11 protein-coding genes are annotated in these 13,911 nt (G+C 70.3%); 2 read left to right on the forward strand and 9 right to left on the reverse strand.

Annotated features, from left to right (window positions below; translation table 11 throughout):
• The first annotated feature begins 342 nt into the window (after nucleotides 1–342).
• Nucleotides 343–2,067 carry a DcaP family trimeric outer membrane transporter gene (locus CTJ15_RS20160; RefSeq protein ID WP_099781895.1) on the forward strand — a complete coding sequence of 575 codons (1,725 nt, stop codon included), beginning with the start codon at nucleotides 343–345 and terminating at the stop codon, nucleotides 2,065–2,067.
• Between the two features lie 55 nt (nucleotides 2,068–2,122).
• Here CTJ15_RS20160 and CTJ15_RS20165 read toward each other — a convergent pair whose 3' ends face one another.
• From CTJ15_RS20165 to glgX, 9 genes are all read right to left on the reverse strand, one after another.
• The gene (locus CTJ15_RS20165) at nucleotides 2,123–2,737 is read right to left on the reverse strand and encodes a trimeric intracellular cation channel family protein (protein ID WP_369924203.1); all 615 of its coding nucleotides are present in this window, start codon (nucleotides 2,735–2,737) and stop codon (nucleotides 2,123–2,125) included.
• 272 nt (nucleotides 2,738–3,009) lie between these two features.
• Nucleotides 3,010–3,924: a cysteine synthase A gene (cysK, locus tag CTJ15_RS20170; RefSeq protein ID WP_019462786.1), complete on the reverse strand. Its 915-nt coding sequence runs from the start codon at nucleotides 3,922–3,924 to the stop codon at nucleotides 3,010–3,012.
• A 141-nt stretch (nucleotides 3,925–4,065) separates the two neighbouring features.
• Entirely contained in the window at nucleotides 4,066–4,416 is a 351-nt protein-coding gene (locus CTJ15_RS20175) for a hypothetical protein (RefSeq protein WP_099781897.1), read from the reverse strand.
• Between the two features lie 84 nt (nucleotides 4,417–4,500).
• Nucleotides 4,501–5,541 carry a DNA polymerase IV gene (gene dinB, locus CTJ15_RS20180; protein ID WP_252572174.1) on the reverse strand — a complete coding sequence of 347 codons (1,041 nt, stop codon included), beginning with the start codon at nucleotides 5,539–5,541 and terminating at the stop codon, nucleotides 4,501–4,503.
• 285 nt (nucleotides 5,542–5,826) lie between these two features.
• The gene (gene ppk2, locus CTJ15_RS20185) at nucleotides 5,827–6,744 is read right to left on the reverse strand and encodes a polyphosphate kinase 2 (protein WP_075823127.1); all 918 of its coding nucleotides are present in this window, start codon (nucleotides 6,742–6,744) and stop codon (nucleotides 5,827–5,829) included.
• A gap of 554 nt (nucleotides 6,745–7,298) precedes the next feature.
• Nucleotides 7,299–8,123, reverse strand: a complete 825-nt coding sequence (locus CTJ15_RS20190) for an LGFP repeat-containing protein (RefSeq protein WP_079253464.1) — start codon at nucleotides 8,121–8,123, stop codon at nucleotides 7,299–7,301.
• 348 nt (nucleotides 8,124–8,471) lie between these two features.
• Complete coding sequence (locus tag CTJ15_RS20195; protein WP_099781898.1) at nucleotides 8,472–9,722, reverse strand: 3-phosphoshikimate 1-carboxyvinyltransferase; 1,251 nt, start codon at nucleotides 9,720–9,722, stop codon at nucleotides 8,472–8,474.
• Between the two features lie 121 nt (nucleotides 9,723–9,843).
• Nucleotides 9,844–10,290, reverse strand: a complete 447-nt coding sequence (locus CTJ15_RS20200; protein ID WP_099781899.1) for an HNH endonuclease — start codon at nucleotides 10,288–10,290, stop codon at nucleotides 9,844–9,846.
• A 173-nt stretch (nucleotides 10,291–10,463) separates the two neighbouring features.
• Nucleotides 10,464–12,707: a glycogen debranching protein GlgX gene (gene glgX / locus CTJ15_RS20205; protein WP_051005039.1), complete on the reverse strand. Its 2,244-nt coding sequence runs from the start codon at nucleotides 12,705–12,707 to the stop codon at nucleotides 10,464–10,466.
• Nucleotides 12,708–13,008: 301 nt separating this feature from the next.
• On the opposite strand from glgX, the gene CTJ15_RS20210 reads away from it, so the two are divergent.
• Nucleotides 13,009–13,884, forward strand: a complete 876-nt coding sequence (locus CTJ15_RS20210; protein WP_019463141.1) for a helix-turn-helix domain-containing GNAT family N-acetyltransferase — start codon at nucleotides 13,009–13,011, stop codon at nucleotides 13,882–13,884.
• The last annotated feature ends 27 nt before the right edge of the window (nucleotides 13,885–13,911 follow it).

Genomic DNA, 13,911 nt, shown 5'->3' on the forward strand with positions numbered 1-13,911 from the left:
AGGATGCGCCGGCGACGTGCCGATGCGAAGGTGCCGCATCCGGGTTCCCGGTTGCGATGGCCACGCGACACCGGATCATCGGCCATCCGCGCGCCATGTTGGTTTCGGGGGAAACACAATCGGCGAGGGGGAAAAGTTGCATTCACGATCTTGTGAGAAAAGGCATGAGTTCCGGCTCCTTCCGGGGCGGCGTATGCCATTCGGGCTAGGGGGATAACGATGCACGCGAACGTAGATTCCACGCCAAACCGTCGATCCGGTAGTGAGGATACTAATCATGTCCGGGGTCTTGCTTTCACTTCGCTCGCCGCATGCCGGACGGGCCAAGTTACGCCACCGGCCATGACGGGCGCGCGGACGGGATCACCGTCCCGGACCGGCCTGCGCTTCCTCCTGCTGGCCGGCTGCGCCCTCTCCCTCCTCGCCGCCGTTCCGGCCCGAGCCCAGTCGATCGAGGACCTGAAGGCGCAGCTCAACCTCCTGCAACGCCGCATCGAGCAACTCGAGCAGGAGCAGCGCCGCTCCGCCCGCCGTGATGCCGAGCAGCGCCAGGCCGCCCGCCGCAACCAGGCCCAGCCCCCGGTCGCGGCCGCCTCCGGCCCCGCCCCCTCCGGTGCGGCCCCCTCGCAGCAGGCCCAGGGCCTGGGCCGGCCCCCGGTCGCCACCGGTTCGATCCAGTCCCAGCAGGCCCAGGGGCTGGCGCAGACCACGAACCAGGCCCCGCCCCAGGTGGCCTCCGCCCTGCCCGTCCAGGCGGAGCAGAACAACGACCCGCTGGCGCAGTGGCGCGGCTCCTTCCCCGGCTCCTTCCGGGTCCCGGGCACCGACACCTCGGTCCGCCTCTACGGCTTCGCCAAGCTGAACATGTCCGGCGACTTCGGGCCGCGGAACCGCTCCGACACCACGACCGGCTCCTCCATCCCGCTGTCCCACGGCGCCAATGGCGCCCGCTCCGAAGGCGACTTCCAGGCCAGTGCCCGCCGCTCGCGCATCGGCATCGAGACGCGCACGCCCTTCAGCGAGGCCTTTGGCGAGGTCCGCACCCAGGTCGAGGCGGACTTCGCGGGCCAGAACACCGACCTGACCACCCAGGCCACCAGCAACGCCTACACGCCGCGCCTGCGCCAGGCCTTCGCCGAATTCGGCCAGTTCCAGCCCGGCGGCTGGGGCACCGTGCTGGTCGGCCAGTCCAACTCGCTCTTCTCCGAAGGCCCGCTGCTGCCGCTGCAATGGCTGAACGACTGGACGGCGCTCGGCATCGGCAGCGTCCGCCAGGCCCAGCTCCGCTACACCCACCGCTTCGCCAGCGGCTTCAACATCTCGGCCGCCATCGAGAACAGCTACAGCGACGTCACCTCCGCCACGGGCACCAGCTATCCCGACAGCAACGGCGGCGCCGGCTTCGGCATGAGCCACGTGCCCGACTTCACGCTGCAGGCCCTCTACCAGGGCGACTGGGGCTTCGCCGCCCTGCGCGGCGTGGTGCGCGAGGTCCGCATCAGCAACGAGGGCGCCACCAACCGCGCGCAACGCTACAGCGACAGCGATGTGGGCTTCGGCATCGGTGCCACCGGCGCGGTCAACCTGTTCGACAAGCGCCTGATCCTCGCCACCAGCCTCAACTACGGCAAGGGCCTCGGCCGCTACCTCGACGGCACCTCCGCCGGCTACAGCGCCGTGACGAACTATGGCCTTTCCGCCTCCCAGGGCGGCGGCAACGAGATCGACATGGTCGAGATCATGGCCGCGATGGTCGGCGCCCAGTACAAGTGGACCGACTCCCTCCGCTCCAATGTCAGCCTGCACGGCGTGCGCCTGAACTACCCGAGCTACGTCCGCTACTTCTCGGGCTGCGAAGGCACCTCTGCTACCTCCAGCGCGGTCTGCGACGGCGTGAACCGGGACATCTGGGCCACGGCGGTGAACCTGATCTGGAGCCCGGTGAAGCCGATCGACCTCGGCATCGAGTACACCCATGTCGAGCGCACGCTGCAGCAGCAGGACATCTATGGCGCGCGGGGCGGCAAGGCCGACCGCATCCAGGCCTCCGCCATCGTCCGCTTCTGACGCCCGCCCCACACCGCCGCCGGCCCGCGGAAGCCAGGACTTCCGCGGGCCGGCGTCAGTGCAGATCCTGCGTGTAGATGAAGCGCGGCATGTTCCAGTTGAAGCGCAGCGCCAGCAGCCGCAGCGCGAGGCCGAAGCCCATGGCGGCGAAGAGCACCGCGTCGTGCGGCAGCGCCATCGCCTGCCCGCCGATATAGGCCCCGCCGGTCAGCACGGAGACGCTGGCATAGAGCTCGCTGCGGAACAGCAGCGGCACGTCGTTGCAGAGCACGTCGCGCAGCACGCCGCCGACGCAGCCGGTGATCATGCCGGACATGATCGCCACCGGCACGGACAGGCCCATCGCCATCGCGATGTTGCAGCCGATCACCGTGAAGACCACCAGCCCGACCGCGTCCAGCAGCAGGAAGAGCCGCCGCAGCGAGTACATGAAGCGCGCCAGCGGAATGGTCGCCATCGCCGCCACCGCGGTGACGCCGAGCAGCGCCGGATTCTCCACCCAGGACAGCGGGTACCGCCCGAGCAGCACGTCGCGGCACGAGCCGCCGCCCAGCGCCGTCACCGAGCCCAGCAGGCAGACCCCCACCCAGTCCATGCGGCGCCGCCCCGCCGCCAGGGCAGCGGTCATGGCCTCCGCGACGATGGCGACGAGGTAGAGGACGTGCAGCAGCATCTCGGCCTTCCCGGTGGCGTTCCACTCCCCTCATGGCCGATCCTGCCCGGCCCCGCCACCACGCGGCCCGCGAACCATCGCCTTCCCCGGTTGTTCCTGCGTGGTGTCCGGCGGCGACCCGCCGGGGGAAAGGCGCCGCCTTTCCCGCCGGACCCCCTCTCCGCCAGGGACCGGAGCGGTTCCCCCCGGACCCCGGGCTTTCGTGGGTTCCGGTGGCTGCCGTCGGCCTGACATCCGATCCCCGGGGAGCAGGTGGGGACGCCAGGCCTTCAGGCCGGCAGGAATTCCGGCACGGACAGGTAGCGTTCGCCGGTGTCGTAGTTGAAGCCCAGCACGCGCGACCCCGCCGGCAGTTCCTTCAGCTTCGCCGCGATCGCCGCCAGCGTGGCGCCGGAGGAGATTCCCACCAGCAGCCCTTCCACGCTGGCCGAGCGCCGGGCGTAGTCCTTCGCCTCCTCCGCCGAGACCTGGATCACCCCGTCCAGCAGGTCGGTGTGCAGGTTCTTCGGGACGAAGCCCGCGCCGATGCCCTGGATCGGGTGCGGGGCCGGCGCGCCGCCCGAGATGACCGGCGAGGCCGCGGGCTCCACCGCGAAGACCTTCAGCCCCGGCCATTCCTTCTTCAGCACCTCGGCGCAGCCGGTGATGTGCCCGCCCGTGCCCACGCCAGTGACCAGCGCGTCCAGCCCTTCCGGGAAATCCGCCAGGATCTCCCGCGCCGTGGTGCGCACATGCACCTCGATATTCGCCGGGTTCTCGAACTGCTGCGGCATCCAGGCGCCCGGCGTCTGCGCCACCAGCTCCTCCGCCCGCGCGATCGCGCCCTTCATGCCCTTCTCGCGTGGCGTCAGGTCGAAGCTCGCACCATAGGCCTGCATCAGCCGCCGCCGCTCCACCGACATGGATTCCGGCATCACCAGGACCAGCTTGTAGCCCTTCACCGCCGCCACCATGGCCAGCCCGATGCCGGTGTTCCCCGAGGTCGGCTCGACGATCACCCCGCCCGGCTTCAGCTGGCCCTCGGCCTCGGCGGCCTCGACCATGGACAGCGCGATGCGATCCTTGATCGACCCGCCCGGATTGCCGCGCTCCGACTTCACCCAGACCTCGGCCTGCGGAAACAACCGCGCGAGGCGGATATGCGGCGTGTTGCCGATGGTTTGCAGCACATTCTCGGCCTTCATGGGCCCTTCTCCTCGGCTTTCCGCCCACCGGGCCGCGCATCCGGCGCAGCTCCGTCGGGCATCCCGGTGACGGGGGTGGCGGAACCGGCCCGGACTTGTTCCGGCGCCGGTTCCGATACCCTGTTCTGGCGTTGCGTCCGATCATGGCGGCGCCGGGCGGGAATTCAACCGGAACAGCGGGCGACCATCGCGAAATCCGCCTTTCCCTGCATTCCCGCGCGACAATGGCGCCAGCACGGCCACATAGCCGTCGCGCCCCGTGGCCAGGACCACGCGCCGCACCTGCTCGCGCGGCTGCGCCGGGTCCACCGCGCCCGCTTCGGCCAGCACCGACCAGAGGGACGGCCCTTCCACCACGGGTGCCGGGGAAGGGGCATCCGGAGCGGAAGCATGGCCCGGCAGTTCCGCCCGCGACTGCGGCAGCCGTGCCAGCGCCTCCGGCTCCCGGCCGCGGCGAAAAACACGCGGCCGCGCCATCCGGCCCGGGAGCATGGCACCACGCCCGGCATTCGCCCCCGGCGACCCCGCCGCATCAAGCCTGCCGTATCGGCACGGGCGCATCGAAGGGGCCGGAAACTACAGCAGCGCCATCTGCACCGGCCCGTCCCCGGCCTCCGTCCCCTCCAGCCCCGAGAGCGTCACCCCCAGCAGCCGGATTCCCCGCTCCGGCGGCAGCAGTCCGCGCAGCAGCGCCAGCGCGCTTTCCTCCAGCGCCGCGAGCTCCGGCACCGCCCGCGCGAAGCTCTGGCTGCGCGTCACCTGGCGGAAATCGCTGAACTTCACCTTCAGCGTCACCGTCCGCCCGCGCGTGCCATGGCGCGCGCAATGCTCCCACACCTTCGCCGCCAGCGGCCGCAGCGACGCCGCCAGCTCCGCCTCCCCGCGCAGGTCGTGGGCAAAGGTCGTCTCCGACCCCACCGATTTCCGGATGCGGTCCGCCCGCACCGGCCGCTCGTCCTCGGCCCGGCTGATCGCGTGGTAATAGGCCCCGGCCTTGCCGAAATGCGCCTGCAGGAATTCCAGGCCCTGCGCCCGCAGGTCACGCCCGGTATGGATGCCCATCCCCTCCATCCGTGCTGCCGTCTTCGGCCCGACGCCATGGAAGCGCCCCACCGGCAGGTCCTCGACGAAGCCCGGCCCCATGCGCGGCGTGATGACGAAGAGCCCATCCGGCTTGCGCTGGTCGGAGGCGAGCTTGGCCAGGAACTTGTTGTAGGACACCCCTGCCGAGGCGGTGAGCCCGGTCCGTGCCCGGATCTCCGCCCGGATGCGCTCCGCGATCTCCGTCGCCGAGCCGATGCCCCGCAAATTCTCCGTCACGTCCAGATAGGCCTCGTCCAGCGACAGCGGCTCGATCACCGGCGTGTATTCCGCGAAGACCGCGCGGATCTCCTGCGACACCGCCCGGTACACCTCGAACCGCGGCTTCACGAAGACCAGCTCCGGGCATTTCCGCCGCGCCACCACGGAGGGCATGGCCGAGCGCACGCCGAAGCGCCGCGCCTCGTAGCTCGCCGCCGCGACCACGCCCCGCTCCCGCGCGCCGCCCACCGCCACCGGCAGCCCGCGCAGCGACGGATCGTCCCGCTGCTCCACCGAGGCGAAGAAGGCGTCCATGTCGATATGGATGATCTTGCGCGGCGCCGCCCGGCCCGCCTGCCCGCCGCCACGGCCGCCCTCAGGCCTGTCCCCGGGGCTCTCCCTCCGGACCGCTTCCGGCCCCGCCGCCTCCGGCACCACGCTCCTCCACCCGCCCATCCCCGCCGCGCCGGCAGAAGGGGCGGCGGCACGAACAATCCGGGAACGAGCATAGGCCAGCCAGCGGGACACCGCCAACCGCAACCTTGCCCGTCGCCGGACGTCCTGGAAGCTGTTTTCCGGGCCGGTGCGGCGCCTGCGCCCTCAGTAGCGTTCCGGCACGTAGAGTTCCGGCGGCAGGGTCCGGCGCTCGTAGTTCGGGTCGAAGACGCGCTCGGGCAGGACCACCGGCTCGTGCGGCACTTCCTCATAGGGGATGAGGGAGAGCAGGTGTGCGATGACGTTCAGCCGCGCGCGCTTCTTGTCGTTGCCCTCGACGATGTACCAGGGCGCCTCGAGGATGTTCGTGCGCTCGAACATCTCCTCCTTGGCCTTGGTGTACTGCTCCCACCGCACCCGCGACTGCAGGTCCATGGGCGAGAGCTTCCACTGCTTGATCGGGTCATGGATGCGCATGAGGAAGCGGAGCTGCTGCTCCTCGTCGGTGATGGAGAACCAGTACTTCACCACGATGATGCCGGAACGGACGAGCATGCGCTCGAATTCCGGCACGTCGCGGAAGAAGTCCTCCACCTGCGCCTCGCTGGCGAAGCCCATCACGCGCTCGACACCGGCCCGGTTGTACCAGCTCCGGTCGAACAGCACGATCTCGCCCGCCGCGGGCAGATGCGCGACATAGCGCTGGAAGTACCACTGCGTCCGCTCGCGGTCCGACGGCGCCGGCAGGGCGACGACGCGGCAGGTGCGCGGGTTGACGCGCTGGGTGATGCGCTTGATGGCGCCGCCCTTGCCCGCGCTGTCGCGCCCCTCGAACAGCACGACGACCTTCAGCCCGTTCTGCGTGACCCAGTCCTGCAGCTTGACCAGCTCGCTCTGCAGCCGCAGCAGCTCCCGGAAATAGAGCTGCCGGTCGATCGTGCCCTTCTTCCGGTCGCACCGGATCTGCCGCAGCGCCTCGGGAAGCCGCTCGTCGTCGAGCTCCATCTCGAGCTCTTCGTCCAGGTCGTCCTGCATCTCCAGCCGCAGCCAGGATTGCTGCCGCTCCTCGTCCTCGCCCGCCATTCCGCCGCCCCTCGATGGTTCCCTGGGATGGGCGGCTATAAACAGGCCGTGCGGCGGCGCATGCGACGAATCCATGACGGTTCCATGACCGTCGTGCAGCGGCACCCGCCCCTGGGCGCCAGCCGCCCCGTCCAGACACCGCTTTCCCCCCGGGCCGTCGTGCTTTACATCCTGGCGTTGTGCCCTCCCGGGGGGAAGGCGCTGCCTTTCCCCCGGACCCCCTATCCGCCAGGACCCTGAGGGTCCTGGACCTCCCGGTCGTTGGCGCTCGCTGATGCCAGATCGCGCCGGAGAGCACGGCTCTCCGGCAGGTTGCCGATGTCACCAGCGTGGACACGTTGTTTTTCTTCTCTTAGGGAGCCCCGCGTTTCCACCTGCACCCGGGGATCAGGCTGCAGGACAACGGTATCCACCAGAACCCACGAAAGCCCGGGGTCCGGGGGCCGGCTTCGGTCCCCGGCGGAGAGGGGGGGGGCCGGCGGGAGAGGCAGGGCCTCTCCCCCGGCGGCCAGCCACGAAGCGCCACGCACCCAGGAAAAGCCGCCGCGCCAGGCTCAAAGCGAGGCCGAGGCCGCCCGCCCGGAGGACAGGTCGGTCGCCTGCACCTGCGCGCCGCTGAGGCCGGAGAGGTTCACCCTGATCCGGTCCGCGATATGGCCGACCTCGTTCACGGCCACGGTATGCTCGCCCGTCTGGTGCGTGGTGGGGCCGCCCCCGGCAAAGAGGTCATAGGCCACCTTGGCGCTCTGCCGGCCGGTGAAGTTGTCGCCCTGGACCTCGATGAAGCGGCCGCCATCGCTGATGGCGCGCAGCGTGATCCGTGGCGGCGGCGCATAGGCGCCGTTGTGCTGCTGCGCGCCTCCCGCCGGGGTCCAGGTGAAATACCCGCCCTGGAAGCGCTGCAGCCGCCCGACGCCTGGCTCGTCATGCTCCGCCTCCAGCGGATAGCGGCTGCTGCCCCGCTCCCAGCCCAGCCGCGCCCATTTGTCCCGGATCGCGCCATAAACCTCGTGCGCGCCCGACGCCGGCGACCAGTAGATCGACGCCTCAGGCTTGCCTTGCAGCTGCTCCGCCCGGAAGTGGTTGAACCGCCCCACCCCGTCCGGGCAGCCGGACTCGTCGTTGATGGGATAGCCGAAGCGCTCACGCCCGATCTCCCGCCAGCGCGCGCCGATCGAGCCATAGACCAGGTGCGCCCCGGTATCCGGATGCCAGGAGATGGTGCGCCCCGCCTGGAAATCCTGATACCGCCCGACCCCGTCGAAGGTGGGCGTCTCGTTGTTCACCGGTGCGCCCAGCGCGCCCCCCAACCCGCCCAGGCTCAGCCATTTCGCCTCGATGGCGCCGAAGACCACCAGATTACCGACTTTCGTTGGCATGACGCTTCTCCCCGGAACACTGTCCGTGGAAAAGACCGTATCCGAAACGATCATCGGGCCGCGTCCACCGAATGGTGGAGGCGGCGGTGACAGTTCCGTCATGCCGGACCGGTCCGCGTGGCTGCCTTCCGGAACCTGTCCCGGCCAGCCATCCGCTGGAAAAGGACCGCAGACCCAGCCTTGGCCCGAAAGCGCATCTGGGCGTCCATGCCGGAGAGAAGGAAGGCGTCCGGGAGATGATGGAGGACACGTCACCCGTCCCTCGAAGCGCCATTCTCCTCGCGAAACGGTGACCTGCCGGACAGGCCGCCCGTGCTCCTTGCGCGCCCCGGGACGCGCCCCGGGGCCTCACCCCTCCGCCCGCATCTCCACCCCCAGCCGCCCCAGGTCCCGCCAGTAATCCGGATAGGTCTTCGCCACGCAGCCCGGGTCCAGGATCGTCACCCCTGGCACCATCAGCCCGGCCAGCGCCATGCTCATGGCGATCCGGTGGTCGCCATAGGTCTCGATTCGCGCCGCCCGGAACCCTTCCCGCGGCGCCGGGGTCACCACCAGGTCGTCCCCGTCCTCCACCGCCAGCCCGGGCGAGAGGCGCGACAACTCCGTTGCCATGGCATGCACCCGATCGCATTCCTTCACCCGCAGATTGCCGATTCCCGTGAAACGCACCGGCGCGGCGCCAAAGGCGGCAACCGCCGCCAGGGTCGGCACCGCATCCTGCATCTGCGACCCGTCGATCACCGGCGGCAGGTGCCGGAAATCCCGGATCAGCGGATAGGCCGCCGCATCCGGCTGGGTGAAGTCCCCCGCCGCCACGCCCAGGTCGATCGCCCCCCCGGTCAGCGCCTCCGCCGCCCAGAGATAGGTCGCCGCCGAGGCATCCGGCTCCACATGCAGTTCCGCCGCCCGGTATCCGCCCGGCTGCACCACCCAGGCGGAGCCCCCCTCCGCCTCCACCACCCCGCCGAAGCGCCGCATCGCCGCCACCGTCAGGTCGATATAGCCCCGCGCCCCGATCGCATCGCCGCGCAGCACCACCCGCACCGGATGCGCCCCGCAGGCGGCCAGCATCAGCAGCGCCGAGACATACTGGCTCGACAGCCCGGCATCGACGCTCACCTCGCGCCCCTCGAACCCGCCGCGCCCCCGCACCGTGACCGGCGGGCAGCCCGTCGGCGCCTCCGCCACCACCCCCAGGCGCCGCAGCGCCTCCACCAGCGGCGCAATCGGGCGCTTTCGCATATGCGCGTCGCCGTCCAGCACCACCTCGCCCCCGGCCAGCGCCGCCGCCGCCGTCAGGAAGCGCACCGCCGTCCCGGCATTGCCCAGGAAGAGCGCCGCCGCCGGGGCCCGCAGCCGCCCGCTGCCCCGCACCACGAAGCCCGTATCCTCCGGCTCCTCCACCGCCACCCCCATGGCACGCAGCGCATTCGCCATGTGCCGCGTGTCGTCGCTCTTCAGCGCGCCCGTCAGCCGGCTTTCCCCCACCGCCAGCCCGGCCAGCAGCAACGCCCGGTTGGTGATGGATTTCGACCCCGGCGGCGAGACCCGGCCCCGCAGGGGCCGGCCGGGCGGCAGGATGGTCAGGGCATCGGTCATGCGGGTCCGCTCCGGTCGGTGGCGCGAAGGACAGGGGAGGGCGCCTATAGCACCTCCGTGCCATCCTGGCGCCGCCACCGCTTCCACCCTGGTGCGACGCGGGCATCCCAGGGCGCCGCGCCTACCCCTTGGCCTTTCCCCGGCACCAGCCCAGCTTGTGGGCCCGGTCCACGTTGCAGCGCCGGCAGGCGACGGCCAGGTTGCAGGGCCGGTTCCCGCCGCCCTGCTTGCGCGGCAGGATGTGCTCGAAGCTCGGACGGTCGTCCGGGTCCGGCGCATCCGCCTCCATCCGCTTGCCGCAATGGCAGCAGCGGTGGTTCTGCTCCGCCGAAAGCCGCTCGCGCAACCTGGGCGAGTTCCATTCCACGAAGCCGTAGAGCCGCGCCTCCTCCGACAGCAGCTGCCGGTGATAGGCTTCCCAGTCGTTCACGGCGCTGCTGGTCAGATGGCACTCGCCCCGGTGCCGTGCCCAGGCGGCCTCGCACTCCCGTTCCCGTCGCAGCCGTTCGGCCGCGGAAACGGCGTGGGGATCGGCCGTATCAGGAAGGAGGTCGGAAAGGTTTCGCATCGCTCTGGCGGTGGCAGGGACGGGGTTGGGCCGAGCATGGCACACCCGGCATCCCCTTCACATGGTGTTGTGCAGCCTCTTCCGCCACCCGGTTCCCCGACGCGCCACGGCCTCCGGGCATCCTTCCGTCCCATGACAGAAGAACATGCCCCGGAAGCCGCCCGCCAGCCCCGTCAGCCGGCCCCGCCCTCCTTCGCCTCCTCCTCGCTCGTCTCCTCGCTGTTCTCGTCGCTCTTCGGCAGCCCCATCACCGGCCGCTCCGTCAGCCCGCGCAGGGCCCGCAGCGTCTGCCGCAGCGCGATGGAGTCCCCATCCTCCGGCTCCAGCGCGAAGAGCAGCGCCGAGCGCCCGGTCACCAGGTACTCCTGCCCGGAATCGAAGCTCTCGATCTCCACGCCCTCCGGCAGGTTCGTGTCCATCAGGCAGTGCCAGGTCGTCCCGCCCACCACCTGGGGCAGGGTGAAGCCCACCACGTCATGATGCGCGTTGGCCACCAGCAGCGCCGTGATGTCCATCGCCGGCCGGTGCAGCCCCGTGGCCCGCGCCCGCCCGTCCAGCAGCATCCCCAGGCACCTGGCGCTGGCATCCTCCCACTCGTGGTCCTCCATGGGCTTGCCGGTCGGGGAGATCCAGGCGACGTCCTTGACGTCGAGCTCCTCGTTCACCCGCCCGGTGAGGAACCGGCCGCGACGCAGGATCGGCAGCGACTTGCGCAGGGTGAGCAGCTTGCGGGTGAAGTTGATCAGGGCCTCGCCGTCCTCGCCGATCCCCTCCCAGTTCACCCAGTTCAGCTCGTTGTCCTGGCAGTAGGTGTTGTTGTTCCCCTCCTGCGTCCGGCCCAGCTCGTCGCCCGCCAGGATCATCGGCGTCCCCTGGCTCAGCAGCAGCGTCGCCAGGAAGTTCCGCTTCTGCCGCTCGCGCAGCCTGTTGATCTCCGCGTCGTCGGTCGGCCCCTCGGCGCCGCAGTTCCAGCTCTTGTTGTCGGAATGCCCGTCGCGCCCGTCCTCGCCATTCGCCTCGTTGTGCTTCTCGTTGTAAGAAACGAGGTCGTGCAGGCAGAAGCCGTCATGCGCGGTGACGAAGTTCACCGAGGACCACGGCCGCCGCCCGCGCTTGTTGAAGGCATCGCCCGAGGCCGTCAGCCGCGTGGCCATGTCCGGCAGCTTGCCCTCGTCGCCCTTCCAGTACTCGCGCACCGTGTCGCGGAACTTGTCGTTCCACTCCGCCCAGCCCGGCGGGAAGCCGCCCACCTGGTATCCGCCCGGCCCGATGTCCCAGGGCTCGGCGATCAGCTTGACCGAGGACAGGATCGGGTCCTGCCGGCAGGAATCCAGGAAGCCGCCGCCCTCGTCGAAGCCATAGGGCTCGCGCCCCAGGATCGTGGCGAGGTCGAAGCGGAACCCGTCCACATGCATCTCCTGCACCCAGTAGCGCAGGCTGTCCGTCACCATCTGCAGAACGCGCGGGTGCGACAGGTTCACCGTGTTCCCGGTGCCCGTCTCGTTGACGTAGTAGCGCCGGTCGTTGTCGATCAGCCGGTAGTACGACGCGTTGTCGATCCCCTTGAACGACAGCGTCGGACCCTTCTCGTTGCCCTCGGCCGTGTGGTTGTACACCACGTCGAGAATGACCTCGAGCCCGGCATCGTGCAGCCGCGCCACCATCTCCTTGAACTCGGAAAGCGACCCGCTCGCGGAATAGCGCAGCTCCGGCGCGAAGAAGCCGATGGTGTTGTAGCCCCAGTAGTTCGTCAGCCCCTTGTCGGTCAGGTGCTGGTCCTGCACGAAGGAATGCACCGGCAGCAGCTCCACCGAGGTCACGCCGAGCGACTTGATGTAGTCGACGATCTCCGGCTGCCCCATTCCCGCATAGGTGCCGCGCAGCTCCTCCGGAAGCGCCGGGTGCAGCTTCGTGAAGCCCTTCACATGCGTCTCGTAGAAGATCGTGTCCGCCCAGGGGATGTTGGGCCGGCGGTCATGCCCCCAGGTGAAGGCCGGGTCCACCACCCGGCTCTTGGGCATGAAGGGCGCGCTGTCGCGCTCGTCGAAGCTCAGGTCGTCGCCGCTCTCCATCTGATAGCCGAAATGCGACGGGTCCCACTTCAGCGCACCCACCAGCCCCTTCGCATAGGGGTCGAGCAGCAGCTTGTTGGGGTTGAAGCGGTGCCCGTTCTCGGGCTCGTAAGGTCCGTGCACGCGATACCCGTACACCGTTCCCGGCCGCGCATCCGGCAGGTAGCAGTGGAACACCTCGTCGGTGTATTCCGGCATCACGATCCGCTCCAGCTCCCGCTCGCCCTTGGCGTCGAAGAGGCAGAGCTCGACCTTGGTCGCATGGGCGGAAAACAGCGCGAAATTCACCCCCAGCCCATCCCATGTCGCCCCGAGTGGGAAGGGACGGCCCTCCCGGAGCCGCATTGCGCGTTGAATCGCGGCCGCCGCGAATTTCGCGTGGCCAGAAGCGGGCGGAACGTCGGACATGCTTGGGGCAGACCTGCTCTCGGGGACAAGGAAGCAGCCGGGTTGCCGGCAGCCCATCCAGAACCCCCGTCCGGCCCGGGAAGTTTCAGACTGTCCCCCGCCGCCCGCCCTCTGTGACACCGCAACATCAGCCCCGCCCGTGGCGCCTCACGCCGGCGCTTCGCTGTCCTCGGAGGTGTGATCCCGCCCCGGTGCGGTGGGATTGACCGCCCGATGTGCCTGACTAAAGTCAGACAACATGACGCTCGACCCGATCAGCCGCTTCCGCCGCTTCAGCCGTGCCGTGACCCGGGAGGTCGGGGCCCTGGACACCTCCTTCCTCGGCCGGGGCCGCCCGCTCGGCGCCGCGCGCGTGCTCAACGCCATCGGCCATGGCCGCACGGACGTGGCCGCGATCCGCGATTATCTGGGCCTCGATTCCGGGCTGATGAGCCGCCTGCTCCGGAGCCTGGAGGAGGAGGGCCTGGTCGTCACCGAGACCCATCCCGCCGACGCCCGCCGCCGCGTCGCCCGGCTGACCGGAACGGGCGAGCGGGAATTCGCGGCCTATGAGGAGATATCGGATGCCAGGGCCGCGGCCCTGCTGTCCCGCGCGCCGCGGGCCGAGGCGCTGCTCCAGGCCATGGACACCGTGGCCCTCGCCCTGGGTCGCGACCACCTCGCCATCGAGGAGGCCGATCCCCGGGGCGAAGCCGCGCGCCATTGCCTGGGCGAGTACTACGCCGAGCTCGCCCGCCGCTTCGAGAAGGGCTTCGACGTCACGCTTTCCCGCGACCCCGAGGCCGCCGACATGATGCGGCCCCGCGGCAGCTTCCTCCTGGCCCTGTCGGACGGCCTTCCCCTCGGCTGCGTCGGGCTCAAGGGCACGGGAAAGCAATGGGCGGAGATCAAGCGCCTCTGGGTCTCGCCCGCCGCGCGCGGCCTGGGCGTCGCGCGACGCCTCATGGACGCCGCCGAGGCCACCGCCCGGGAGCTCTCGATCCCGGTCCTCCGCCTCGACACCAACCGCGCGCTGCCGGAGGCCATGCAGCTCTACCGCGCCTCCGGCTGGACCGAGATCCCCCGCTTCAACGACGATCCCTACCCCGACACCTTCTTCGAGAAGCGTCTCTGATCCCGGCGCCGCCATCCGGGGCCTTCC

It is taken from the genome of Roseomonas sp. FDAARGOS_362 (assembly GCF_002754815.1).
In the GTDB taxonomy this organism is placed as follows: Bacteria; Pseudomonadota; Alphaproteobacteria; order Acetobacterales; family Acetobacteraceae; genus Roseomonas; species Roseomonas mucosa.

Excerpts from the sequence above, each read along its gene's own strand:
- CTJ15_RS20160 (WP_099781895.1), top strand. The coding sequence starts at position 343 with ATGACGGGCGCGCGGACGGGATCACCGTCCCGGACCGGCCTGCGCTTC.
- cysK (WP_019462786.1), bottom strand. The coding sequence starts at position 3,924 with ATGAAGGCCGAGAATGTGCTGCAAACCATCGGCAACACGCCGCATATC.
- CTJ15_RS20175 (WP_099781897.1), bottom strand. The coding sequence starts at position 4,416 with ATGCTCCCGGGCCGGATGGCGCGGCCGCGTGTTTTTCGCCGCGGCCGG.
- dinB (WP_252572174.1), bottom strand. The coding sequence starts at position 5,541 with ATGGACGCCTTCTTCGCCTCGGTGGAGCAGCGGGACGATCCGTCGCTG.
- ppk2 (WP_075823127.1), bottom strand. The coding sequence starts at position 6,744 with ATGGCGGGCGAGGACGAGGAGCGGCAGCAATCCTGGCTGCGGCTGGAG.
- CTJ15_RS20190 (WP_079253464.1), bottom strand. The coding sequence starts at position 8,123 with ATGCCAACGAAAGTCGGTAATCTGGTGGTCTTCGGCGCCATCGAGGCG.
- CTJ15_RS20195 (WP_099781898.1), bottom strand. The coding sequence starts at position 9,722 with ATGACCGATGCCCTGACCATCCTGCCGCCCGGCCGGCCCCTGCGGGGC.
- CTJ15_RS20200 (WP_099781899.1), bottom strand. The coding sequence starts at position 10,290 with ATGCGAAACCTTTCCGACCTCCTTCCTGATACGGCCGATCCCCACGCC.
- glgX (WP_051005039.1), bottom strand. The coding sequence starts at position 12,707 with ATGCGGCTCCGGGAGGGCCGTCCCTTCCCACTCGGGGCGACATGGGAT.
- CTJ15_RS20210 (WP_019463141.1), top strand. The coding sequence starts at position 13,009 with ATGACGCTCGACCCGATCAGCCGCTTCCGCCGCTTCAGCCGTGCCGTG.